Annotated in this window: 20 protein-coding genes; 9 read left to right on the forward strand and 11 right to left on the reverse strand. The window is 71.9% G+C overall.

Annotated features, from left to right (window positions below; genetic code table 11):
• Positions 1–20 precede the first annotated feature (20 nt).
• Positions 21–1,628 carry a DUF5691 domain-containing protein gene (locus AB0E91_RS07450; RefSeq protein WP_361776611.1) on the forward strand — a complete coding sequence of 536 codons (1,608 nt, stop codon included), beginning with the start codon at positions 21–23 and terminating at the stop codon, positions 1,626–1,628.
• Positions 1,629–1,666: 38 nt separating this feature from the next.
• On the opposite strand, the gene AB0E91_RS07455 is transcribed toward AB0E91_RS07450, so the two are convergent.
• Positions 1,667–2,089, reverse strand: a complete 423-nt coding sequence (locus AB0E91_RS07455; RefSeq protein WP_361776614.1) for a cobalamin B12-binding domain-containing protein — start codon at positions 2,087–2,089, stop codon at positions 1,667–1,669.
• 220 nt (positions 2,090–2,309) lie between these two features.
• Here AB0E91_RS07455 and AB0E91_RS07460 point away from each other — a divergent pair, with 220 nt between their 5' ends.
• The 3 genes from AB0E91_RS07460 (at position 2,310) to AB0E91_RS07470 (ending at position 5,561) form a co-directional block, all read left to right on the forward strand.
• Positions 2,310–3,161, forward strand: a complete 852-nt coding sequence (locus AB0E91_RS07460; protein WP_361776617.1) for an alpha/beta fold hydrolase — start codon at positions 2,310–2,312, stop codon at positions 3,159–3,161.
• Between the two features lie 255 nt (positions 3,162–3,416).
• Positions 3,417–3,773, forward strand: a complete 357-nt coding sequence (locus tag AB0E91_RS07465) for a hypothetical protein (RefSeq protein ID WP_361776620.1) — start codon at positions 3,417–3,419, stop codon at positions 3,771–3,773.
• Between the two features lie 300 nt (positions 3,774–4,073).
• On the forward strand, positions 4,074–5,561 hold the full coding sequence (locus AB0E91_RS07470) for a M23 family metallopeptidase (protein ID WP_361777363.1): 1,488 nt from the start codon (positions 4,074–4,076) through the stop codon (positions 5,559–5,561).
• A 69-nt stretch (positions 5,562–5,630) separates the two neighbouring features.
• Here AB0E91_RS07470 and pcrA read toward each other — a convergent pair whose 3' ends face one another.
• Complete coding sequence (gene pcrA, locus AB0E91_RS07475) at positions 5,631–8,111, reverse strand: DNA helicase PcrA (RefSeq protein WP_361776623.1); 2,481 nt, start codon at positions 8,109–8,111, stop codon at positions 5,631–5,633.
• A 238-nt stretch (positions 8,112–8,349) separates the two neighbouring features.
• On the opposite strand from pcrA, the gene AB0E91_RS07480 reads away from it, so the two are divergent.
• Entirely contained in the window at positions 8,350–9,360 is a 1,011-nt protein-coding gene (locus tag AB0E91_RS07480) for a tellurite resistance/C4-dicarboxylate transporter family protein (RefSeq protein ID WP_361776626.1), read from the forward strand.
• Here AB0E91_RS07480 and AB0E91_RS07485 read toward each other — a convergent pair.
• On the reverse strand, positions 9,338–9,691 hold the full coding sequence (locus AB0E91_RS07485; RefSeq protein WP_361776629.1) for a hypothetical protein: 354 nt from the start codon (positions 9,689–9,691) through the stop codon (positions 9,338–9,340). The genes AB0E91_RS07480 and AB0E91_RS07485 overlap by 23 nt on opposite strands.
• A gap of 371 nt (positions 9,692–10,062) precedes the next feature.
• Between AB0E91_RS07485 and AB0E91_RS07490 the strand changes: the two genes are divergently transcribed.
• Complete coding sequence (locus AB0E91_RS07490; RefSeq protein WP_361776632.1) at positions 10,063–11,169, forward strand: NlpC/P60 family protein; 1,107 nt, start codon at positions 10,063–10,065, stop codon at positions 11,167–11,169.
• A gap of 98 nt (positions 11,170–11,267) precedes the next feature.
• On the opposite strand, the gene AB0E91_RS07495 is transcribed toward AB0E91_RS07490, so the two are convergent.
• Together AB0E91_RS07495 and AB0E91_RS07500 are read right to left on the reverse strand one after the other, a co-directional pair.
• On the reverse strand, positions 11,268–12,014 hold the full coding sequence (locus tag AB0E91_RS07495; protein WP_361776635.1) for a response regulator transcription factor: 747 nt from the start codon (positions 12,012–12,014) through the stop codon (positions 11,268–11,270).
• A complete protein-coding gene (locus AB0E91_RS07500; protein ID WP_361776638.1) occupies positions 12,011–13,303 on the reverse strand; it encodes a PspC domain-containing protein in 1,293 nt (430 codons plus the stop codon). Before AB0E91_RS07500 ends, AB0E91_RS07495 begins: the two co-directional genes overlap by 4 nt.
• A gap of 222 nt (positions 13,304–13,525) precedes the next feature.
• Here AB0E91_RS07500 and AB0E91_RS07505 point away from each other — a divergent pair, with 222 nt between their 5' ends.
• On the forward strand, positions 13,526–15,157 hold the full coding sequence (locus AB0E91_RS07505; protein WP_361776641.1) for a PspC domain-containing protein: 1,632 nt from the start codon (positions 13,526–13,528) through the stop codon (positions 15,155–15,157).
• The gene (locus AB0E91_RS07510) at positions 15,144–15,356 is read left to right on the forward strand and encodes a hypothetical protein (RefSeq protein WP_361776644.1); all 213 of its coding nucleotides are present in this window, start codon (positions 15,144–15,146) and stop codon (positions 15,354–15,356) included. Before AB0E91_RS07505 ends, AB0E91_RS07510 begins: the two co-directional genes overlap by 14 nt.
• 95 nt (positions 15,357–15,451) lie before the next feature.
• Here AB0E91_RS07510 and AB0E91_RS07515 read toward each other — a convergent pair whose 3' ends face one another.
• From AB0E91_RS07515 to guaA, 6 genes are all read right to left on the reverse strand, one after another.
• Positions 15,452–16,744, reverse strand: coding sequence for a DUF6348 family protein (locus AB0E91_RS07515; protein ID WP_361776647.1), 1,293 nt, complete (start codon positions 16,742–16,744; stop codon positions 15,452–15,454).
• Positions 16,745–16,783: 39 nt separating this feature from the next.
• Positions 16,784–17,308: a hypothetical protein gene (locus AB0E91_RS07520; protein WP_361776650.1), complete on the reverse strand. Its 525-nt coding sequence runs from the start codon at positions 17,306–17,308 to the stop codon at positions 16,784–16,786.
• 72 nt (positions 17,309–17,380) lie between these two features.
• Complete coding sequence (locus AB0E91_RS07525; protein ID WP_361776653.1) at positions 17,381–17,911, reverse strand: DoxX family protein; 531 nt, start codon at positions 17,909–17,911, stop codon at positions 17,381–17,383.
• Between the two features lie 172 nt (positions 17,912–18,083).
• The gene (locus AB0E91_RS07530) at positions 18,084–19,370 is read right to left on the reverse strand and encodes a hypothetical protein (RefSeq protein ID WP_361776656.1); all 1,287 of its coding nucleotides are present in this window, start codon (positions 19,368–19,370) and stop codon (positions 18,084–18,086) included.
• 215 nt (positions 19,371–19,585) lie between these two features.
• The gene (locus tag AB0E91_RS07535; protein WP_361776659.1) at positions 19,586–20,380 is read right to left on the reverse strand and encodes a class II aldolase/adducin family protein; all 795 of its coding nucleotides are present in this window, start codon (positions 20,378–20,380) and stop codon (positions 19,586–19,588) included.
• Between the two features lie 139 nt (positions 20,381–20,519).
• Positions 20,520–22,100 carry a glutamine-hydrolyzing GMP synthase gene (gene guaA, locus AB0E91_RS07540; RefSeq protein WP_361776662.1) on the reverse strand — a complete coding sequence of 527 codons (1,581 nt, stop codon included), beginning with the start codon at positions 22,098–22,100 and terminating at the stop codon, positions 20,520–20,522.
• A 319-nt stretch (positions 22,101–22,419) separates the two neighbouring features.
• On the opposite strand from guaA, the gene AB0E91_RS07545 reads away from it, so the two are divergent.
• A complete protein-coding gene (locus tag AB0E91_RS07545) occupies positions 22,420–22,698 on the forward strand; it encodes a chorismate mutase (RefSeq protein ID WP_361776665.1) in 279 nt (92 codons plus the stop codon).
• Positions 22,699–22,750 lie beyond the last annotated feature (52 nt).

A 22,750-nucleotide genomic window follows, 5' to 3' on the forward strand; every position in this document is an offset into this window, starting at 1 on the left:
CCGCACGGAAGGGAACCCTGATGCACGAGACGACGGCCACCACCGCACCTTCCTGGGACGACCTCCTCACCACCGCCCTGCTCGGCACCGACCGCCGCCCCGCCCCCACGAACAACGAGGGACGCCAGGCGCCCCTGGCCCTGCTCGACGCCGCCGCCATGGCGACCGTCCGACGCCGAGCCGGACTACGTGCCGGGCCCTCCGCACCCCGCCCGGAACCCGCCCCCGAAGACCCACGCCCGCCCCTCCCCAGCCGCGCCGCCCGCAGACTCACGGCGCTCCTCGCCGATCGTTCCGGCGCGGGCACCCGGCGCGGCAGCGCCCCCGACCTCACCGAGCTCCTCCCCCAGTGGCTCGCGGCGGCCAACGCGCACGGCTACGCGCCACCCCCGCACCTCCTGCCCGCCCTGCTCGACGCGGCCCGGGGCAGGACCGATCTGCGCCCGGCGGCACTGGAGTTCGCGGGCCCGAGAGCCCTGTGGCTGGCCCGGCTGAACCCGGACTGGCGGTTCGCCCGCCGCGCGGCCCCCGGGGGCTCGGCCCTGCCCGACCCCGGGGACAGCGAGGCCGTACGACAGCTCTGGCAGGAGGGCCTGTTCGCCGAGCGGGTCGCCGTACTGACGGCCGTGCGGTCTCACATCCCCTCGGAGGCAAGGGAGTTGCTTGAATCCACCTGGCCGACGGAGCACGCCGAGGACCGCCTGATGTTCCTCGACTCCTTGCGCGCGAACCTGTCGGCGGACGACGAACCTTTCCTGGAGCGGGCGTTGGCCGACCGCAGCCGCAATGTGCGCGCCACGGCGGCCGAGTTGCTGTCGGCCCTCCCCGGCTCGGCACTCGCCGCGCGGATGGCGGAGCGCGCCCTGACCTGCGTGGCCCTCGACCACACGGGCACGGAGCCCACCGTCGCCGTGGAGGCGCCGCACGTCTGCGACGCGGGCATGGAACGGGACGGCATGGCGGTCAGGGCACCCAAGGGAAGGGGTGAACGGTCCTGGTGGCTGGGCCAGTTGGTAGAGGCGACCCCGCTGGGGGTGTGGTCCGCGCGGCTCGGTGGCCGTACCCCGGAGGGGATCGTGGCGCTGCCCGTCGCCGACGGCTGGCAGGAGGAGCTGCACGCCGCCTGGTGCCGGGCGGCGGTGCGGCAGCGGGACGCGGAGTGGGCGAGGGCACTGCTCGGGGCGCCCGCCGCGCCGGAGGCCGGTGGCCCCGGTGCCGTGTCCCTCGCGGACCGGACGAGGCTGCTGGCCACCCTGGGGGCGGCCGAACGCGCCGAGTGGGTGGCCGGGTTCATCGCCCGGCACGGTCTGTCGGAGGCGTTCCAGCTGCTCGGCGCGTGCGCGGTGCCGTGGGCGCCGCCGCTCGGCGGCGCGGTGGTGGACGCGCTCGACATCGCCCGGGACGCGGGCAGTTACCCATGGAGCTTCAGCGGTGTGATGGGCCTGGCCGAACGCTGCCTCGACCCGGCGGAGACCGCCCGCCTTGACGCCCTGCTGGCCCGCCCCGAGGAACGCGAGGACGGCCGGCCGGGCGCCGGGGGCTACTGGGCGGAGGCGTTCCAGCGGCTCGCCACCACCCTGCGGCTGCGCACGGCGATGGCGGAGGAGCTGATACCCGAAAGCGCCTGAGTAACCCGAATGTGCCTGAGTAAGGGGAGAAGGAGGTGTCAGCCGCCGGAAGCCGCGGGCTGCCGTACGTTCTCCCGCACCCACTCCACGATCGCTCCGGTCGTCGCGCCCGGCGTGAAGATCGCCGCGACACCCTTCTCGCGCAGCGGGGGGATGTCCTCCTCCGGGATGATGCCGCCGCCGAAGACGAGGATGTCCTCGGCGTCGCGCTCCTTGAGGAGGTCGATGACGGCGGCGAAGAGCGTGTTGTGGGCGCCCGAGAGGATCGACAGGCCGATGGCGTCGGCGTCCTCCTGGATCGCGGTGGTGACGATCTGCTCCGGTGTCTGGTGGAGACCGGTGTAGATGACCTCCATACCGGCGTCGCGCAAGGCGCGCGCGATGACCTTGGCCCCGCGATCATGGCCGTCGAGCCCCGGCTTGGCCACCACCACGCGGATCGGACCGGCTGCCACACCCATCACTGCCTCCATCGAGCCACCGGAAGCGGCCGCTTCCGTCATACCGACAAGTACCGCATCTCTGGCACGTTCCGCCACCGTCGCGAAGTGAACGAACGTTATCCCCAGGATCCCGCAACCGGCAGTTTTACGACCGACGGGGAGGGGGAAATCACATGATGGGACATGAGGGTGTGCGGGAGACAGAGACGCCTCCCGCGCGCCGACAGGAGGTCGGCCAATGAAGGTCACCGGAGTATTTCCGCTCTTCCTCCCGATCTGCCGCCGTTTCTGGCCCGGCAGACTGGCCTCTCTGTCCGTCACGCTGCTCAAGGCCACCGCACTGGAGGCCGCGATCCTGGCGGGACACGTGCTGCTGTACCCGACCGGACTCACCCAGGAGCGGCGCCAGGCGGCCCTCCCGCCGCCGGACGGCGCGGCCCGGCTCCCCGTCCCGGAGGGCCCTCCGGTCATCCTGCTGCACGGCTTCATCGACAACCGCTCGGTGTTCGTGCTCCTGCGCCGCAGCCTCGCGCAGCACGGCCGCCAGCGCGTCGAATCGCTCAATTACTCGCCGCTGACCTGCGACATCCGCACGGCCGCCGAGCTGCTCGCCCGCCATGTGGAGGAGATCTGCGAGCGCACCGGCAGCCGGCGGATCGACATCGTGGGCCACAGCCTGGGCGGCCTGATCGCGCGCTACTACGTGCAGTGTCTCGGCGGTGACCTGCGGGTCCGCACCCTCGTCACCCTCGGCACCCCGCACGCCGGTACCCGCGCGATACCGCTGGCCAACGCGCACCCCATCGTCCGGCAGATGCGCCCGGACTCCGCCGTCATCGAGGAGCTGGCCCGCCCGGCGCCCGGCTGCCGCACGCGGTTCGTGAGCTTCTGGAGCGACCTGGACTCCGTGATGGACCCCCTGGAGGCGGCCTGCGTCGAGCACCCCGACCTGGACGCCGTCAACGTCCGCGTCACGGGCATCGGTCACCTCGCCCTCCCCGTCCACCCCGCCGTGGCCGCCGGGATACGGGACGCCCTGGACACCGAGTCCGCCACGAAGCGGCAGCCGGGCGGTCTCACGGTGGCCTGACCCGGCGGCCCGGGAAACGCCCGGGCGGCAGAACGCCCGCATTGTTACGGTCACCGCCATGGAGACCTGGGACAGAGCCGCCGTACGGGCACGGCTGCGAGAGGCGCGGCGGCACGCGACCGGTCCGAGGAACGCTTCGGGGCGAACACGCACCGTTACGAACTCAGGCCCCCGCTTCCCGAGCAGGAGATCCGTTCCTTCGAGACCGTCCACGGCATCGCACTGCCGCCGGAGTACCGCTCCTTCGTCGCGGAGGTGGGCGACGGCCCCGCCGGTCCGGCCCACGGCCTGATGCCCCTGACCACTCCCCGCCCCGAAGCCGTCGACGACTGGGCGGTGGACGGCGAGTGGGCGGAGGACCGGCAGCCGGGGCGTCTCGCCGCTCCGTTCCCGCTCGCGGAGCCCGCGCCCGGCCGCATCGGGACCAGTGACTCCACGCTGACCAGGGGAACTCTCCTGCTGGCCGAGCTGGGCTGCGGAATGTTCCTCCGGCTCGTCCTGAACGGCCCGCACACCAGGGAGATCTGGCTCTTCGACCCGGACTGGGCCGGGTTCGTCCCCTCGCACCCCGGCTTCCGCGCCTGGTACACGGAGTGGCTGACCGCCCTGTGAACGCGCGTCACACAGACAGACCCCGCACCGGGCCACCCCTGCCGACGCTCGAAACACCCGCAACACAGGCCGCGCACAGGTGACACAACGTCACTCACCATCGAACATTCTTCGAACACAAAGCCAAACTCGCGTCCGCGACCCCCGAAACACGGCTGAATGCCCGTTTCCCGTCGCCGCGAAACCGGCCGAAGATTGTGGCGCCCGTGTACCGCCGGGTACAGTCGCCGCACTGCTCTGGCAGCCCCTGTTGTCGAGGCGAAAGAGAAGTTGGTGAACGACCGTCACCCGTCGGGGACCATGACCTCCCCGGCCCCGGCTTCCGACGCCTCCACCGCGCACTACGCGCCGTACGGAGCACCGGAAGTCCCGTACGACGACCTCACCACCTACAGCGGCTACGACGCCACTGGTTTCGCGGTGGGCACGGGCCAGACCGGAGCCTTCGACGCGTACTACGGCGTCCAGACGGGCGGCGCGCAGACCGGCGGGTACGACACCACCGCCTGGCAGACCGGCTACGAGCACGACCCGTACGCCACCCAGCACCACGCCGTCGCCGACACGGGCGCCTACGAGACCACCGCCTGGCAGGTCCCCGCGCAGGCAACCGGGCACGACGTCAGTGGGCAGTGGGACGCGAACGCGTGGCTCCAGACCGACGGCGCGGCGGGCCACGACCCGGCCCAGCAATGGGACTGGAACGCCCAGACCTACGACACCGGCGCCTACGACGCCACGCAGTGGAACTCCGACGGCGCTGCCTCCGTGCACCAGGAACACCAAGAGCATCCGGCGCCGTACGACCCGCAGGACGCGGTGCCGTACGAGGCGCAGGACCACGCGCCGTACGACCAGACCGCCGCCTTCGAGCACCTGGACGACGACCCGCACTCCCCCTACGGCGACGCCGCCGCGATCGAGGAGTTCGGCGAGACGGCGCTGCCCGATGAGGAGCCGGACTCCACCGGCGAACTCCCCGTCGTGCCCGACCTCCTGGAGGACCAGGAGGAGACCGTACCGGCACCCCGTGCGGGCGGCCGCGCGGCGAACCGCTCCCGGCGCCGTTCGCCCGCCAAGCGCTCGGCCCTGCTGACGGTCGCGGTGCCCTCGGTCTGTGTGATGGGCGTGGCCGGGATCGCCGCCGCCTCGGTGGGCAACCTCACCGACGACGCCCAGGAGACCAGCGCCACCGCCTCGGACGCGCACACGGTGCAGCCGTCCGTCGCCAACAGCGAACTGGACAGCCGGCTCAAGACGCTCTCCGCCGGGGTCGACGACTTCACCGACCGGGCGAGCCGTACCCAGGAGCGCATCGACCTCAAGGCACAGAAGGCGGAGGAGAAGCGGAAGGCCGCCGCCGAGGCCGCGCTCAAGGAGCGGCTGCGCCCCAAGTTCCTGCTCCCGGTGGCCCAGAAGGGCCTCAGCGCCTACTACGGCCAGGCGGGTGTGAACTGGATGTCCGTCCACACCGGCATCGACTTCCCCGTCGCCTATGGCACGAGCGTGATGGCGGCCACCGACGGCGTCGTCTCCACCAAGTGGAACAGCGCCTACGGCAACATGATGATCATCACGGCCAAGGACGGCACCGAGACCTGGTACTGCCACCTGTCCAGCTACCGCGTCGCCAGCGGTACGGCCGTCAAGGCCGGCGACCCGGTCGCCTTCTCCGGCAACTCGGGCAACTCCACCGGTCCGCATCTGCACTTCGAGGTGCGTCCGGGCGGCGGCGCGGCGATCGACCCGCTGCCCTGGCTGCGCAGCCACGGGCTCGACCCGACCTGATCGTCTCCGAAGCCGAAATCAGCCCCTGCCTTTCCGGTGGGGGCTGACTCGTCCACGACTCCCGCCCGGCTACAGCTTCTCGACCGGCGCGTACCGCAGCAGCAGTCGCTTGGCGTTGCCGCCGCCGAAGTCGATCGTGGCCTGCGCCTTGTCCCCTGCACCGGCCACCGCGACGACCGTGCCGAGCCCGAACTGGTCGTGCGTGACCCGGTCTCCGACCGCCAGCGACACCACCGGCTTCTCCGAGGCCCGCCGCGTGGCGAACCCGGACGCGCCCGCCGCCGACGAACGCGAGCGGGACGAGGAGAGCGAGGAAGCGATCGAACCCGCCCGGGAGGACGGCGGCGCGGCCGCCGCACCTGTCCGCTTCCACTCCATGTGGGTGGCCGGGATCTCGTCCAGGAAGCGGGACGGCGGGTTGTACGAGGGCTGGCCCCAGGCGCTGCGCATCGACGCGCGGGTGAGGTACAGCCGCTCGCGGGCGCGCGTGATGCCGACGTACGCCAGGCGCCGTTCCTCCTCCAGCTCCTTGGTCTGGTTGAGGGCGCGCATGTGCGGGAACACGCCGTCCTCCATGCCGGTGAGGAAGACGACCGGGAACTCCAGGCCCTTGGCGGTATGCAGGGTCATCAGCGTGATGACGCCGTCGCCGTCCTCCTCGTCCGGGATCTGGTCGGAGTCCGCGACGAGGGCGACCTTCTCCAGGAAGTCGGCCAGGGTGCCCTGGTCCTCGCTCTCCTCACGCTCCTGCTCGAACTCCAGGGCCACGGCGGCGAGTTCCTGGAGGTTCTCGATGCGGGTCTCGTCCTGCGGGTCGGTGGACGCCTGCAACTCGGCCAGATATCCGGTGCGTTCGAGGACGGCCTCCAGGACGGTGGCCGGTCCGGCGCCGGACTCCACGATCGTGTGCAGGTCCTCCATCAGCGCGTTGAACCGCTTGACCGCGTTGGTGGAGCGCGCGGCCATGCCGTACGCCTCGTCCACCCGCTTCAGCGCCTGCGGGAAGCTGATCTTCTCGCGCTGGGCGAGGGCGTCGATCATCGCCTCGGCACGCTCGCCGATGCCCCGCTTGGGCACGTTGAGGATGCGGCGCATCGGCACCGAGTCCTCGGGGTTGGCGAGGACGCGCAGGTAGGCCAGGACGTCCCGGACCTCCTTGCGCTCGTAGAAGCGGACACCGCCGACGACCTTGTAGGGCAGGCCGACGCGGATGAAGATCTCCTCGAAGACACGGGACTGGGCGTTGGTGCGGTAGAACACCGCCACGTCCCCGGCCTTGGCGTCGCCGGCGTCGGTGAGACGGTCTATCTCCTCGGCGACGAACTGGGCCTCGTCGTGCTCGGTGTCCGCGACATAGCCGACGATGCCCGCGCCCTGGCCCGCGTTGGTCCACAGGTTCTTCGGGCGGCGCGACTCGTTGCGCTCGATGACCGCGTTGGCGGCGGAGAGGATGGTCTGCGTGGAGCGGTAGTTCTGCTCCAGCAGGATCGTCGTCGCGTTCGGGTAGTCCTCCTCGAACTGGAGGATGTTGCGGATGGTCGCGCCGCGGAAGGCGTAGATCGACTGGTCCGCGTCACCCACGACACACAGCTCGGCGGGCGGCAGGTCGGCCTCGCCCGGGGGAACGTCCTCATCGTGCGCGCCGGTGCCGACCAGCTCGCGGACCAGGGCGTACTGCGCGTGGTTGGTGTCCTGGTACTCGTCGACCATGACGTGCCGGAAGCGGCGGCGGTAGTGCTCGGCCACGTCCGGGAAGGCGCGCAGCAGATTGACCGTCGTCATGATCAGGTCGTCGAAGTCGAGCGCGTTGGCCTCACGCAGCCGCGACTGGTAGAGCGCGTAGGCCTGGGCGAGGGTCTTCTCGAAACCGTCGGTGGCCTGGGCGGCGAAGTCCTCCTCGTCGATCAGCTCGTTCTTGAGGTTGCTGATCTTGGCGCTGAAGGACTTGGGCGGGAAGCGCTTGGGGTCGAGGTCCAGGTCGCGGCAGACCAGGGCCATCAGTCGCTTGCTGTCGGCCGCGTCGTAGATCGAGAACGACGAGGTGAAGCCCAGCTTCTTCGACTCGCGGCGCAGGATGCGGACGCAGGCGCTGTGGAAGGTCATGACCCACATCGCGTTCGCGCGCGGGCCGACGAGCTGCTCGACGCGCTCCTTCATCTCGCCCGCGGCCTTGTTGGTGAAGGTGATCGCGAGGATCTGCCCCGGGTGCACATGGCGCTCGGCCAGGAGGTGGGCGATGCGGTGGGTGAGCACGCGCGTCTTGCCGGACCCGGCGCCCGCGACGATGAGCAGCGGGGAGCCCGCGTGCACGACCGCGGCACGCTGGTTCTCGTTCAGCCCGTCCAGGAGGGCCGCCGCGTCGATCGCGGGGCGCGGGGCGCCGTCGCGGTAGTGCGCGTCGCGGTCCGGCGGCAGGTCGAACTTCCCGCCGAACAGATCGTCCGGAAGCGGCTCCGGAGCGTGTTCGTCCTCGGGCGGTGGGGGCTGTTCCTCGTGGCCGTGCGGGGCCTGGAGGTCCGCCAGGAAGCTGTCGTCAAAGAGGCTGCTCATCGCTCTACGAGTCTAGGGCGCCCCACCGACAACCGGTCGCCACCCGGGGGAACCCGGTCGGAATTCCGGGGAGTTGATCTCGGTGGAGCGGTGTATGGCCTGGTCGGGCGGGTCCGGAGGTGATGCGGCCCACGTCGGCGCCGCCGGGCCGGACGCGACGCTCCGCGTGCGCGTCCTTTCGAGCCCCCCGCGCGCGTGCCCTGCGGTCCGGAGCAGCACGGCTCCCTAGCATCGCCTCATGTCCGGCATCCCAGGTCTGCGCGCGTGGTGGTGGGAACGTCCTCCGGCGGCGGGTACCGCCGTGATGGCGACCGCCGTCGTCTCGATCGGCCTGCACCTGGCCGGCGCCGAGACGGTGTCCCTGATCTTCCTGGCCCTGGCCTGCGTCGGCTGGCTCGCGCTGGGCGCCGACTTCGCCGTACGGCTGGCCCGGCAGCGGGAGCGGTGGCTGACCGAGGCCCGTACCCCGGGCGCGCTCACCGCCGTGGCCGCGACGGCCATGCTCGGCACCCGCTTCGCGCTGCTCGGCGTGCCCGTCCTGGCCGAGGCGCTGCTGGCCCTGGCCGCGCTGTGCTGGCCGGTGCTGCTCTACGTCGTCGTACGGCACTGGGGGCATCGCATGCCCGGGGCGGTGTTCCTGTGTTGTGTCGCCACACAGGCGCTTGCGGTGCTGGCGGCCACGCTCGCCGGAACCGAGGCGGTGGCGTGGCTCGCCCACACCGCACTGGTGCTGTTCGGGGTGGGGCTGCTGCTCTATGGCCTCGCCGTGCCGCGCTTCGACCCGCGCGAGCTGACGCGGGGCCCCGGCGACCACTGGATCGCGGGCGGCGCGCTGTCCGTCTCGGCGCTGGCCGGGGCCCGGCTGATCTCGGCCGACAGCTCGCGGCTGTACCTGTGGAACGTGGACGACAGCGGCGTCCTGCGCGATGTGACGGTCGCCCTACTCGTCCTCGACCTGGCCTGGTACGCCGTCCTGCTGGTGGCGGAACTGGCGCGCCCGCGGCCGCGGTACGGCCTCGGGCGCTGGGCGACGGTCTTCTCGATGGGGATGACGGGGGCGACGACACTGGCGGTCGCGGCCGCCGTGGGCATCGACTGGCTGCGCGTGCCGGGCCGGGTGCTGGTGTGGGTGTCGTTCGCGGTGTGGCTCGCGGCCGCCGCGGGCGCGGTGTTCGCGGCGCGGTCCGGAGCCCGGGGTCAGGACGGCGGCCCAGAGGAGCCCGGGGTCACGTCCACAGCACGGCGATGAAGATGTTCGCCGTGGTCAGCGCGCCGACCAGGGCGAAGGAGCCCTTGTCGACCGCCTCCTCGTCACGCTTCACGTAGACCAGGCCGAGGATCACGATCAGCAGGGCCAGCTTGATGCCGATCTTGATGGAGTTGACGTGGTGGCCCTGCGCCTCGTTGAGGCCGACCAGGATCACGCCGGTGACCAGCATGGTGAACGCGCCGTGCAGCATGCCCGGGACGAAGCGGGCGGTGCCCCGGCCCATCGCCTTCATCTGGGTGAGGAAACCGCCGAGCAGCGCGGCGATGCCGATGATGTGCAGGCCGACGAAGAGATGGATGAGTACGTCCATGTTCAGGAGCCTAGCGGGGGTGCGCCGTAGCACCTCTCCTGCCTCACGTGTCCGCAATGCGCTCATCGGTCACCAGCCCGCGCGAAGGCGATGCTTCCGCTTAGGCGACCCGTTCGTAAACGGTCTCTATATGGACCGTCGCGAACAATTCCACACACCCGTTACCAAGCTGTCACACAGCCGCCTAGCGTCCTCCCCCAGGTGACCGGCTCCCCACGCCGCCCGGACCAGGGGCGGCAGCCGGACACCACCGCCGAGGAACGTCCGGCGGCGGCCCGTCTCCCCTGTGCGGGCGCGGCCGTCGGACACCGGCCGCTCGAGTCGTACGGGTCCTCGGCCGTACGAGTCCAGGGAAGGACGTGACGGTCCAGGTGGCAACGCACCGGAGGCCCCGACATCGCTCGCTGGGTGGCAACACCGCCCGCACGGCCGCGACCCTCGCCCTCGCGGGGGCGGCGACCGCGACAGCCTTCGAGGGAGTCGGACATGCCGAGCCCCAGCTCACCCCGGCGCAGGTCAGGACCAGAGTGGACACGCTGTACCGGGAGGCGGAGAGCGCCACCGAGAAGTACAACGGCGCCAAGGAGAAGGCGGACACGGCACAGCGGCGGCTCAACTCGCTGTACGACGAGACCGCCCGCGAGCAGGCCCGGCTGAACACCGCCCGCGACGCGCTCGGCACCTACGCGGCCGCGCAGTACCGCGACGGCACCATCGCCCCGACCTGGCAGCTCGCCCTCTCCAGCGACCCCGACCGGTACCTGGACGGAGCCGCGCTCGCCGAGCGCGTCGGCGACCAGCAGGCCGGTGCCGTCACCCGGGTACGCACCCAGCTGCGCGAGATCGAGAGGCTGCGCGGCGCCGCCCGCGTCGAGCTGAAGTCGCTGCGGGGCCGCCAGGCGGAGGCGAAGCGGCAGAAGAGGACCGTCACCACGAAGCTGACCGAGGCCCGGCGGCTCCTCGACCGGCTCACCCCCCGCGAGCGGGAGAAGGCCACCGGCACCGCACCGGCCCACGCCGGCCGGGCGGCCGTCACGGCCACCCGGCCGGTCCGCGCGCACACGCCCGCCGGCGGTACGGCCGGAAACCGGGCGGCGAAGGCGACCGGCGCCCCGGCCGTCGCCTCCAACTCCCGCGCCGCCGCTGCCGTCGCCTACGCCTACCGCAAGCTCGGCAGCCCCTACGTCTGGGGCGCCACCGGCCCCAACGCCTTCGACTGCTCGGGCCTGATCCAGGCCGCCTACCGCTCCGCGGGCGTCTCCCTCCCCCGCACCACCTACGCCCAGATCAACGCCGGACGGCGCGTCTCGCGCTCCCAGCTCCGCCCCGGTGACCTGGTGTTCTTCTACTCAGGCGTCAGCCACGTCGGCCTCTACATCGGCAACGGCCGGATGATCCACGCCCCGAACCCCTCGGCCCCGGTCCGCGTGGCCCCGATCAGCCAGATGCCGTTCGCGGGGGCGACGCGGGTCGTGTGAGGCGCCGACACGCGCACGGGACAGCCCGAAAGCCCGCGCGCTGCCGCGTCTCCACCGGCCCCCGGCCCCGGTCTCACAGACGGTCTTCACGGCTGCGGTCAGACCAGGCGACGTGCCGTCGCCCAGCGGGTCAGCTCGTGGCGGTTGGACAGCTGGAGCTTGCGCAGGACCGCCGAGACGTGGGACTCGACCGTCTTCACCGAGATGAACAGCTGCTTGCCGATCTCCTTGTAGGCATAGCCCCGGGCGATCAGGCGCAGCACCTCCCGTTCCCGCTGAGTGAGGCGGTCCATGTCCTCGTCAACCGGCGGGGCGTCGGTGGACGCGAAGGCGTCCAGGACGAACCCGGCCAGGCGCGGGGAGAAGACCGCGTCGCCCTCCTGGACCCGGAAGATCGAGTCGATGAGGTCGCTGCCGGTGATGGTCTTGGTGACATAGCCCCGGGCGCCGCCCCGGATCACCCCGATCACGTCCTCCGCCGCGTCCGACACGGACAGCGCGAGGAACCGCACCGGCCGCTCGGGGTCCGCCATCAGGGAGGCGCTGCGGCGCAGCACCTCCACCCCGCCGCCACCGGGCAGATGGACGTCGAGCAGGACCACCTCGGGGCGCGTCGCGGTGATCACCGTGACCGCCTGGTCGACGTCCGCGGCCTCGCCGACCACCTCGACCCCGGTCCGCTCGGTCTGCCCGATCTCCGCCTGGACACCTGTACGGAACATGCGGTGGTCGTCCACGAGCACCACCCGCACCTGGCGGCCGCCCGCGCCGCTCCCGGCGTCGCCCCCGGGACCGGCCACCTCCGCCGCCCCCGTCGTGCCGTTCGCCTCGGTCGCGTCGCTCATGCCGTCTTCTCCGCCCTCTCCATCTCCAGCTCGACCTCCGTGCCGCCGCCCGGCACCGACCGCAGCCGGGCCGTGCCGCCGTTCCGCTCCATCCGGCCGATGATCGATTCTCTGACGCCCATGCGGTCGGCGGGTATCGAGTCGATGTCGAACCCGGGACCCCGGTCGCGGACGGACACGAACACAGTCCTCCCCTCGACCTCCGCGTACACCTGCACGGGACCGCCGTCGCCACCGTACTTGGCGGCGTTCACCATCGCCTCGCGCGCGGCCTGCATCTGCGCGGCCGTCCTCTCGTCCAGCGGGCAGTCGCCCACCACGACCACCTCTATGGGCACGCCGTGCTTGTCCTCGACCTCGGCCGCGCTGCGCCGGACCGCCTCCGCAACCGTGTCCGGCTCGTCGGCCTCGTCCTTGCCCGTGCCCTCGGGTTTGTACAACCAGGTGCGCAGGTCGCGCTCCTGGGCGCGGGCCAGGCGGCGCACCTCGCCCGCGTTGTCGGCGTTGCGCTGGATCAGGGTCAGGGTGTGCAGCACGGAGTCGTGGACGTGGGCGGCGACCTCGGCACGCTCCTGGGCCCTGATGCGCATCAGGCGCTCGGCGGAGAGGTCCTGGGTGACCCGGACGAGATAGGGACCGGCGAGCAGCGTGATGCCCACGAAGACGGCGAGCGCCGCCTGGAGCACCGCGCCCAGATGGGCCGCCGAGCCCTGCATGACGAAGATGGCGGACACTCCGGCCGTGACCAGCAGCACGCCGACGCCCGCCCGGAGCAGGGTGAGGGTGCGCCGCCTGCTGCCGACCTCGACCCAGCGGGCCCGGCGGGCGTTGTCCGCCTGCCGCCAGACCAGGGCGACACCGGCCGCGACCAGGACCGTCGGCACGAGGTACGCCTTCGCCGTGTTGGTCACGTTGACGCTGCCCACGAAGACCATCGACACGATGACCATGAGCAGCAGGGCGACCATCTGGCCCTTGTCCGGCTTGCGGGCCACGAGTCTGCGGCGGCCGTCCGGCGAGGTCTCGGTGCCGACGAGCGAGGGCGGCTTGTGGTCGCCCACGCCGCCGACGCCGAGCGGAACGAAGAACCAGAACGCGGCGTACAGCAGCGCGCCCAGCCCATTGGCCATGAACAGGCCGACGAAGGCCAGCCGCACCCACACCACGGGCAGCCCGAGGTGCCCGGCGAGGCCCCGCGCCACTCCACCGAGCCAGCGGCCGTCACCGCTGCGGTAGAGCTTGCGCGGCGGCCGCGGGTCTTCGAGGGGCAGTGCTGCGGCTTCCGGCATGACATCGATGGTCACACGGCCGTGGCAGCGGGTCATCAGGGTCGGCCCCCGAGACTCCCCTGATCTTCGGCCGGGGTTTCCCCGATACCGGTCCGGGCACCCCGGGCCGCGACGGAACCGGCGATTCGAACATGCCCCCGGTTCCGCCTCAGGGCCGATTTCAGGGTTCGGCCAGGGTTGATCCGACTGCCGGTCGGGCGCCCGAACCGTCACGATGGACGCATGACGGATCACGAGCACGCAGCGACGGGTCCGGGACCTGGCTCCGGCCCGCGCCCGGGCTCGGGCACCGGTATGGCGGACACGACAGGCGGAATCGGCGGGACCGGCGAAACGGGCGGGACCGGCGCAACCGGCAGGACGGACGGGGCAGGCGGGACCGGCGCGACGGACGCTCCCGGAGTCACGGGCACGGCCGGAGCATCCGACGCGTCCGGGGCACCCGGCACGTCGGGCACTCCCGGCGCCCCAGGCGCTCCTGGTGGGGACGGGACGCCTCCCGCCTCCCCCGCCTCCCGTCCCCTCCGGCGCGACCGCAGACACAAGATGATCGCGGGCGTGTGCGCGGGACTGGGCCGGCAGACGGACATGGACCCGGTGATCTACCGCATCACCCTCGCCGTGCTGGCCGCGACCGGCGGCATCGGCCTGATCTTCTACGGCTTCGCCTGGCTCCTCGTGCCGCAGGACGACGAGGAGGAGAACGAGGTCCGCAAGCTGCTCACCGGCCGGGTCGACGGCCAGGCGCTGGCCGCGGTGCTGTTCGCCCTGGTCGGCTGCGGGGTGGTCCTGACCACGCTGCGGAACACCGGGGCGCTGACCTTCGCGGTGGTCCTCTCCCTGCTCCTCGCCGGTGCCGGGTACTGGTCCCGGCACCGGAGCACATCGGAACCCGCCCCCGCCTCCCCCAGCTCCCCGAGTTCCCGCCCGCGCTCCAGCCCCATAGCCGCGCAGGCCGCCGCCGACGCCCCGCCGGAGGCACAGGCACCGCCGATCGCGACGTACTTCCCCTCCTGGTGGCGCGACCCGATCGTCAAGGACGGCACCCATGTCGGCGGCACCGGCTATCTGTGGGGACCCGGCGACTCCCAGCAGCGCGACGTGACCTCGATCCTCGACGTGAGAATGGCCGCCCCGTGGCCGCACGGCACCGCCACGCGCCCGGCGAGCACCGGCACCGGAGACCCCACCGACACCGGCACCCGCGCCCCGAGACCGCGCGGCCCGCGCCGCATAGGCGGCCGGGTGTTCCTGCTCGCCCTGCTGGCGGGCGTCCTGGCCGTCGGACAGACCTGGCACACACGGCCACCGGGCACGAGCCTCCAGCTCGGTCTGGCCTGCGCGCTCGCGGTGTTCGGCCTGGGGATGGCCCTCAGCTCGTTCCTCGGGCGCACGGGAGCCGGTACGACGTTCCTGGCGATCCTCACGGCGGTCCTGCTGGCCGGGGTCACCGCTCTCCCCCGGGACATCAAGTCCCAGTGGACCCGGACCTCCTGGCAGCCGGCCACCGCGGCGGACGTCCGCCCCACGTACGACCTCGGGACCGGCGCCGCCACCCTCGATCTGAGCCGCGTACACCCGGCGAAGGGGCAGACCGTGACCACCCACGCCGAGGTGGGCGCGGGCCGACTCAGACTGATCGTCCCGGCGGACACGGCCGCCGCCATCAAGATCGACCTCGGCGTGGGCGACATCCGGTTGCCCTACGACAACGGAAAGGACATCGACGTGGAGCCGGGCAGGCACAAGAAGCTGACGTTGGCCCCGGCCATAGGCGCGAAGAACACCGGAACACTGACGATCGGCCTCGAAGTCGGCGTAGGACAGGTGGTGGTCAGCCGTGCCACGCCGTGAATTCCAGCCCGGCCGCCTGCTCGCCGGCCTCGCCTTCGCCACCGTGGCCGCCCTCTACATCGGCGACGCCCAGAACCTCTGGCACATCCCCTGGTTCACCGCCCTCCCGATCACCGCGGGCGCCCTGCTCCTGGCTGGCGTGACGGGCGCGGTGGCCCGAGCGATACGCAGGCAGCGCGGGGCGACGGAGGACGGGTAGAGCCTCAGGTGGACGGGGCAGCGGTGGATGGCGACGGACGCCCCGCCATTCATCGCCGCCCACCGGCGAGCGCCGATGAACCCAGAGCTGGAGGGTCAGCACGCGTGCATGCGGGGATCACGATCGTCGAGTACGAACTCCGCCGGCCAGGATTCCCCCAGCACCTTGCTCAGCAGCGGGTGGCTGGACTCGAGGACTTCGGGGATGCGGATCGATCCGTCGTCGTTGACTCGCTGGCCCCCGAGGACGACGGGCGCTCGCAGGAGTTCCTCGCCCCACGGGCCGACAGCGTTGCACAGCAGGCCCTCGAAGCGGTGTCCGGACAGCCTGTCCTCGTGGACCCTCTCGGTGAACTCGTTGATCACCGCAGCGTGGAGGTAGACCCAGACGTGGTAGACCACGGTGCGTCCGTCCTCGAGCCGGACCGGCAGGCGCACCTTGAGGAAGTTGCCGATTCCGTCCGCGATGATGATCGCCCCGGTGTCGGCCCTGACGCGCCGGGCACGTTCCTCGTCGGAAAGCTCAGCGAGCAGATGGGGCAGGGGGAAGGCGAAGCCGGGTTGCTCGGGGTCCAGGTGACCGCCGCAGCCGCAGACCGCACCGTGGGGATGCGCGGCCGGGGCGAGGCCAAGGCTGGTCGCGGGGTAGGCCGGCTCCCCGCCGTCGGCCGGAACCGGCAGCAGGAGCGCGTAGTAGCGAACGGTCGTGAAGACTGTGGGTTCGGGGAGGCCCAGCGCGGCCATCGCGGCGGAGGCGGCCTCGTGGCGCTCACCGTTGATGCGGACCTCGGCCTGCATCGCGCCCGGTCTCCCGCCGTAGAAGACCTTGACCCCGTTGAAGAACGGCGATTCCAGGTCTGCGGTCATGGAGTCGGCGATGCGGTGGAGGACGTTCGCGTCGATCAGCGCTGTCTGCAGGCGACGGTTCTCGGCGGTGTCGAGCCCGAGGCCGACCGCGCCGGAGGTGATCGAGTGCAGGCCGGGAACGCCGCGCTCGTGGCCGGGGCCCGCGTGATCTGCGAAGCGCTCGCGCCGGTCGAGGAGTTCGAGCAGGCAGGCACCGGCTGTCTCCACCCAACTGTCGGCCGCCCGCCGGTGATCCCCGGCCATCGCCACGACACAGTCCGGGAAGCAGGGCACGTCCGGTTGGACACTCACGTCCGGAAGCGCGACGAGGTCGTAGTGGTGCCCGCCCCCGTGATGGGGTGGCGCCACGGCCACCGCCCATCCGTTCGGGCTGATCAGCGAGTTGCCCTTGAGCTCGGTGCCCTGTGTCACGCCGGGCGCGTATTCCTCAAGACTCGCCTGCACCAGGGCCAGGAACTCGAGGTCGGGCAGGCGGTCCGAGGGCGGCTCGGCGTCGCGTGCACGCCGTCTTATCCAGAACATGCGGCGGATCCTACTGAGCCGCTTGACCACCCCGTCGGCTTACAACTGGTCGCCCTCTTCCGCCGGTTTCGGGGGATGCGGGCCGCCGCCGTCCTTGGGGTCCTGGTCACAGGTTCGCCGGTCGTAGGACTGGTCGTTGGGGATCAGCAGTACCCCGGTGACCTGCTCGGGGTGCTCGGCATAGAGCCAGCCGTCGCCTGTGACGGGGGCGCCCGGTGGGGACCCGTCGGGGGAGTAGATCGTCTGGCAGCCCAGCGCCTTGCGCTTGTTGTCGACCGCGCAGGCGTCCACCACAGGGCCGGAATACGAGTGGACATGGTCGAAGCGGTAGTGGAAGTTGATCTCGTCACCCTTGTGGCGCGCCTGCGGGTTGGGGTTGCGGCGCCAGTCGACGACCTCGGCGGTGGCGCCGTCGGACTGCCCGTACGGGTCCACGATCCGCACCTTGACGCCGGCCTTGCCGCGCTCCGCCGTCGTGTCGGTGCATCCCCAGGAGGAGCAGCCCGACAGGGCGAGGATCACCAGAGCCAATGGAGCACCGGCAAGTATCCGTGCGGGAACCACTCGGGTGACCTCCAGTCGGGGTGGAGCGGAGCAGTGTACAAGCCTCCGCTTCCCCTGCTGTCACACCGTCAGTTACCGGTAGCCGCCCATTCCCCGCCGCCGACGGGCATGCAGCAGGGCGTCCAGGGACAGGTAGGGCGTTCCGGCCAGGATCAGTGGCAGCCAGGCCATCAGGTAGGGGAGGTCGTTGCCGTAGTAGTACGGGGTGGCGGCCCAGCTCACCGTCAGCCAGAGGCTGAGGGAGATGAGGGCGCCGCCGAGGGCGGCCAGGCGGCCGAAGAGGCCGACGAGGATGCCGATGCCGACGGCCAACTCACCGAAGGCGATGGCGTAGCCGAAGCCGACCGGGTTGTGCAGGGCCAGGTCGATGAGAGCGGGGACGGCGGCGGAGTCGCGGGCCGAGCGCATCGTGTCCCCGATGGAGCCCGCGCCGCCGGACTTCAGGAAGGCGCTGTCGGTGAGCTTGTCCAGCCCGGCGTAGACGAAGGTGACGCCGAGGAAGACCCGGAGCGGGAGGAGAGAGAAGCGGACGGCGGTCTCCCGCCAGGTGTGGCCGCCGTCCAGTCGGGAGGTGTGCGTGTCCATACGCATACCGTGAGTCATCACTGCCAGCTGCCTCTCGCTCGCCGTGCCGGACCCCTCAACAGGACGATACGTATGACGAACGGGGCCGGTTCAATCCTCCCCCGGCGGTTTTTCCGGTTTTCGGGGGGGGCACCGGCACACCGCACGGACGGCGGAGAGGACGGCAGAGGGCGGACGGAGAACGGAAGACTCAGTCGACGACCTCTACCGGGTACCGGTTCGTACCCACCCCGGCCGCCGTCACCACCTGGACCTCGACCGGGCCGGGCTCCACCTCGGCCGGTACGGGGACGGTGAGGACGCTGTCCGTCGGGTTGCGGAAGCCGCCGGGGACCGGGACCAGGGGCACGTGGACGTCGACCACGCCGATGCGCACGACCAGACGGGCGAGCCGGTCGGCGCCCTGCGCGCCGGGCGGGACGAAGCCGCTGCCGCGGATCTCGATGTCGTCCCCGGGGCGGATCGGGCCGTCCAGGTCGCCGGGTTCGCGGGAGCGGACGACGGAGAGGATCACCGGGCGGCCGCCCTCCGCGTACTTGCCCGCGAGGTAGGTGGCGGCGGAGATCAGCACCACGACCGCGAGGCCCCAGGGCAGGTCGGGCAGCTGGTCGGGGCGGCGGCCCAGACGGACGGCGGCGAAGAGGAGGGCGACGGCGCTGATCACGACGTACTGGATGTCGGCGAAGGCACCCTGCCCCGCGTCGTCGGTCAGCAGATCGGCGGCGCGCGGCCGGTGCGCGGAGACCTTCTGGAGCCGCTGGCCGAGGACGCGCAGTCCGACCACCCGGCGGACCAGGACGGCGATGCTGCAGACCACGGCGAGCACGGTCACCACGCCCACGCCGCGCGCGAGGTCGAGGCCCGCGATCAGGGCGTCGCGTTCTGCGGGGTCGGAGGCGGCGGCCAGACGGCCGGCCAGGAGCAGGACGGCGTAGGCGACGAAGAGCACCCAGGAGGCGGCGACGGTGCGGGAGGTGGACATGCGGTTGTCCTCGCCGATCACCGGCGCGAGCACCCCGCCGCGCCTCCGGTGGAACCAGGAGGCGGTGGTCAGCGCGCCCGCGACGACCACGGCGGCGAGCAGACCGGCGGTGCGGGCGTTGCTCCAGCCCGCGCCGATCGCGGTGAGCGCCTGCGCGAGGAGCAGGACGACGACGGCGCCCCACGCCACGCACACGGTGCGCGTCCACAGTCCGGCCAGCCAGGCCTCGCCCTCCGCGCGGCCGCGCTCGGCGATGGTCTCCGCGCGCTGGGTCAGCTCGGCGGACACCCACTGCCGGGACGCCGAGGCCGAGTGGGCCACCGCCTGGGGCAGGCCGTGACCGGCCGCGAACTCGTCACGGCGGCGCAGGAACGCGGCGACCGCGCGCCGGTGTCCCTCGCGCGCGCCGTGCGGGCAGTCGCCGCACGTGCAGCCGCCCGTGTGGACGCCGTCGGCGTCCACCGACGCGCCCCGTCTCGCCTCCTGTACCGCCACAACCTCCGACCGCCTTCCCCGCGAGTCCGGACCCGGCCGAAGTCGCCCACAGCGCACACTTCGGCCCCAACACAACTCCCCTGTGATCAAAGCGAATTGTGCCCTACCTCGGGACGCCGGTCGCAGCCGGTCCGGGTCGTGGCGGGTGAAGCGCGGGGCGCCGTGTTGACGCCGCGCGACCCCGCACGCCCCTGCACGCCCCCGTACGGTCCCCCTCAGCTCAGCAGATCCGGTTCGCTCCGGCTGATGTCCTGCCACAGCGGCTGGTAGTTGATCCAGGCCACCAGGTCGCCGCCGAGCTGTTCCCGGGTGGCGACGGCGAGTTTGTGGTCGATGAGGACGGGGCGTCCGGCGGCGCGGGCGGTCAGCTGGACCTGGCAGGAGCGTTCCAGGGACATGAACCACCAGGCGGCGGCGTCCACCGAGTCCCCGACCGTGAGCAGCCCGTGGTTGCGCAGGACCAGCGCCTTGCGGGAGCCGAGCGCGGTCGCGATGCGGCGGCCCTCCTCGGCGTCGACGGTGACGCCGCTGTAGGCGTCGTAGAGCGCGATGTCCTCGTAGAAGGCGCAGCTCTCCTGGGTGAGGGGGTCGACGAGGTCGCCGAGGGCGGCGAGGGCGCGGCCGTGCACGGAGTGGCAGTGGGCGACGGCGACCACGTCGGGGCGGGCGGCGTGCACCTGGGCGTGGACGGTGAAGGCGGCCTGGTTCACGTGGTAGCGGCCCTCGACGACCTGGCCGTCCTGGTTGACGAGGACGAGGTCGCTCACGGTGACGTGCTTGAAGGGCATCCCGAACGGATTGACCCAGAAGCAGTCGCTGTGTTCGGGGTCGCGCGCGGTGATGTGCCCGGACACCCCGTCCTCGAACCCCGCCCGCCCGAAGAGCCGCAGGGCGCCCGCGAGGCGTTCCTTGCGGTGGCGGCGTTCGTCCTCCAGCGACTCGTGCATGGGCGGCATCGCGAACCGCAGCCGGTCGGTGGGCATGGGCGAGGGAGGGGTGGGCCGCTGCATGGGTCCTCCAGCGCTGGGGTGCTTTACGGACCGGAACGTACCGTCACGCGGCGCCCACCAAAAGGAACCTGCCAAAAGAGGTGGAACAGCCGGAGCCGTTCCACCTCTCGCGGGACCGGTCAGAGCACCGGCGCCGGGGTCACTCCCACTCGATGGTGCCCGGCGGCTTGGAGGTCACGTCGACGACGACACGGTTGACGTCGCGGACCTCGTTGGTGATCCGGGTGGAGATCTTCGCCAGCACGTCGTACGGCAGGCGCGACCAGTCGGCGGTCATGGCGTCCTCGGAGGAGACCGGGCGCAGCACGATCGGGTGGCCGTAGGTGCGGCCGTCGCCCTGGACGCCGACCGAGCGGACGTCCGCGAGCAGGACCACCGGGCACTGCCAGATCTCGCGGTCGAGACCGGCCGCCGTCAGCTCCTCGCGGGCGATGGCGTCGGCGTCGCGGAGCAGGTCCAGGCGCTCCTTGGTGACCTCGCCGACGATGCGGATGCCGAGGCCGGGGCCCGGGAAGGGCTGGCGCTGGACGATCTCCTCCGGCAGGCCCAGCTCCTGGCCCACCATGCGGACCTCGTCCTTGAACAGCTTGCGCAGCGGCTCGATCAGCTGGAACTCGAGGTCCTCGGGGAGGCCGCCGACATTGTGGTGCGACTTGATGTTGGCGGTGCCGGTGCCGCCGCCGGACTCGACCACGTCCGGGTACAGGGTGCCCTGGACCAGGAACTCCACGGCCGGGCCCTCGTCGGCGATGATCTCGGCCTGGGCCTGCTCGAAGACGCGGATGAACTCGCGGCCGATGATCTTCCGCTTCTCCTCGGGGTCCGAGACCCCGGCGAGGGCGGTGAGGAAGCGCTCCTCGGCGTCAACGACGACCAGCTTGACGCCGGTCGCGGCCACGAAGTCCTTCTCGACCTGCTCGGTCTCGCCCTTGCGCATCAGGCCGTGGTCGACGTAGACGCAGGTCAGCTGGTCGCCGATGGCGCGCGCGACGAGCGCCGCGGCGACGGCGGAGTCCACGCCGCCGGACAGACCGCAGATGGCGCGCCTGTCGCCGACCTGCTCGCGGATCGCGGCGACCTGCTCCTCGATCACGTTGCCCGTGGTCCAGGACGGGGTCAGGCCCGCGCCCCGGTACAGGAAGTGCTCCAGGACCTGCTGGCCGTGCGTGGAGTGCATGACCTCGGGGTGGTACTGGACGCCGTAGAGCCGCTTCTCGTCGTTCTCGAAGGCGGCGACCGGGACCACGTCCGTGGAGGCGGTGACGGCGAAGCCCTCCGGGGCGGCGGAGCAGGCGTCACCGTGGGACATCCACACGTGCTGCTCGTCCGGGGTGCCCTCGAAGAGGGTGGAGCCGGACTTGGAGACGTGCAGGTCGGTACGGCCGTACTCGCGGGAGCCGGTGTTGTCGACGGTGCCGCCGAGGGTCTGCGCCATCAGCTGGAAGCCGTAGCACATGCCGAAGACGGGGACGCCGGCCTCGAACAGGGCGCGGTCGAGCTGCGGGGCGTTCTCCTCGTAGACCGAGGAGGGGCCTCCGGAGAGGATGATCGCCGCGGGGTTCTTGGCGAGCATCTCGGCGACCGGCATGGTGCTGGGCACGATCTCGCTGTAGACCCGCGCCTCGCGGACGCGACGGGCGATGAGCTGGGCGTACTGCGCACCGAAGTCGACGACCAGGACGGTGTCGGGGGCGGCGGCAGACTGGGTCGCTGATGACACGGGGTGCCTTCCGGCGGGTGGGCGGGGGTCTGTATGACCGATTCTAACGGGGTGGGCCGGGGCCCCCTTCCCCGTGCGCCGGGCGGCCCGGGCGAAACCGGGGCCGGGCCCGGAGCGGCCGTGGCATACTGACCGCATGTTCACGCAGACGACCTTCTTCTTTACCTATGGCAACCGGCCCGCCGGTCGCCATGGTCGTGCTGCTTGAGCCAACGCCAAGCACTTACCAGGCGCCCCGGGCCGACAAGGCCCGGGGCGCCTGTCGTTTTCCGGGTTCTGTCACCGCAGGGTCGCCGCCCTTCTTCCAGGAGCCCCGAACATGACCACCGTCACCGCCGAAGAGAACGCCGTCACCGCCGAAGAGACCATCGCCGACGCCCGTGAGCGCATCGACGCGCTGGACGACCGCATCCTCGGCCTCGTCCAGGAGCGCATGGCTGTCTCCGCCGTCGTCCAGGAGGCGCGCATCTCCTCCGGCGGGCGCCGGGTGAGCCTGTCGCGCGAGATGGAGATCCTCGGCCGCTACCGCGACGCCCTCGGCAAGCCCGGCACCGCGCTCGCGATGACGCTCCTTGAGCTGTGCCGGGGCCGCGTCTGAGCGTGTGCGGCGCGCGCGTGTCAAGGGTCGTATCTGAGTTCGGTGCCGCTCT

The sequence above is a fragment of the Streptomyces sp. NPDC026659 genome, assembly GCF_040638245.1.
Classification (GTDB): Bacteria; Actinomycetota; Actinomycetes; order Streptomycetales; family Streptomycetaceae; genus Streptomyces.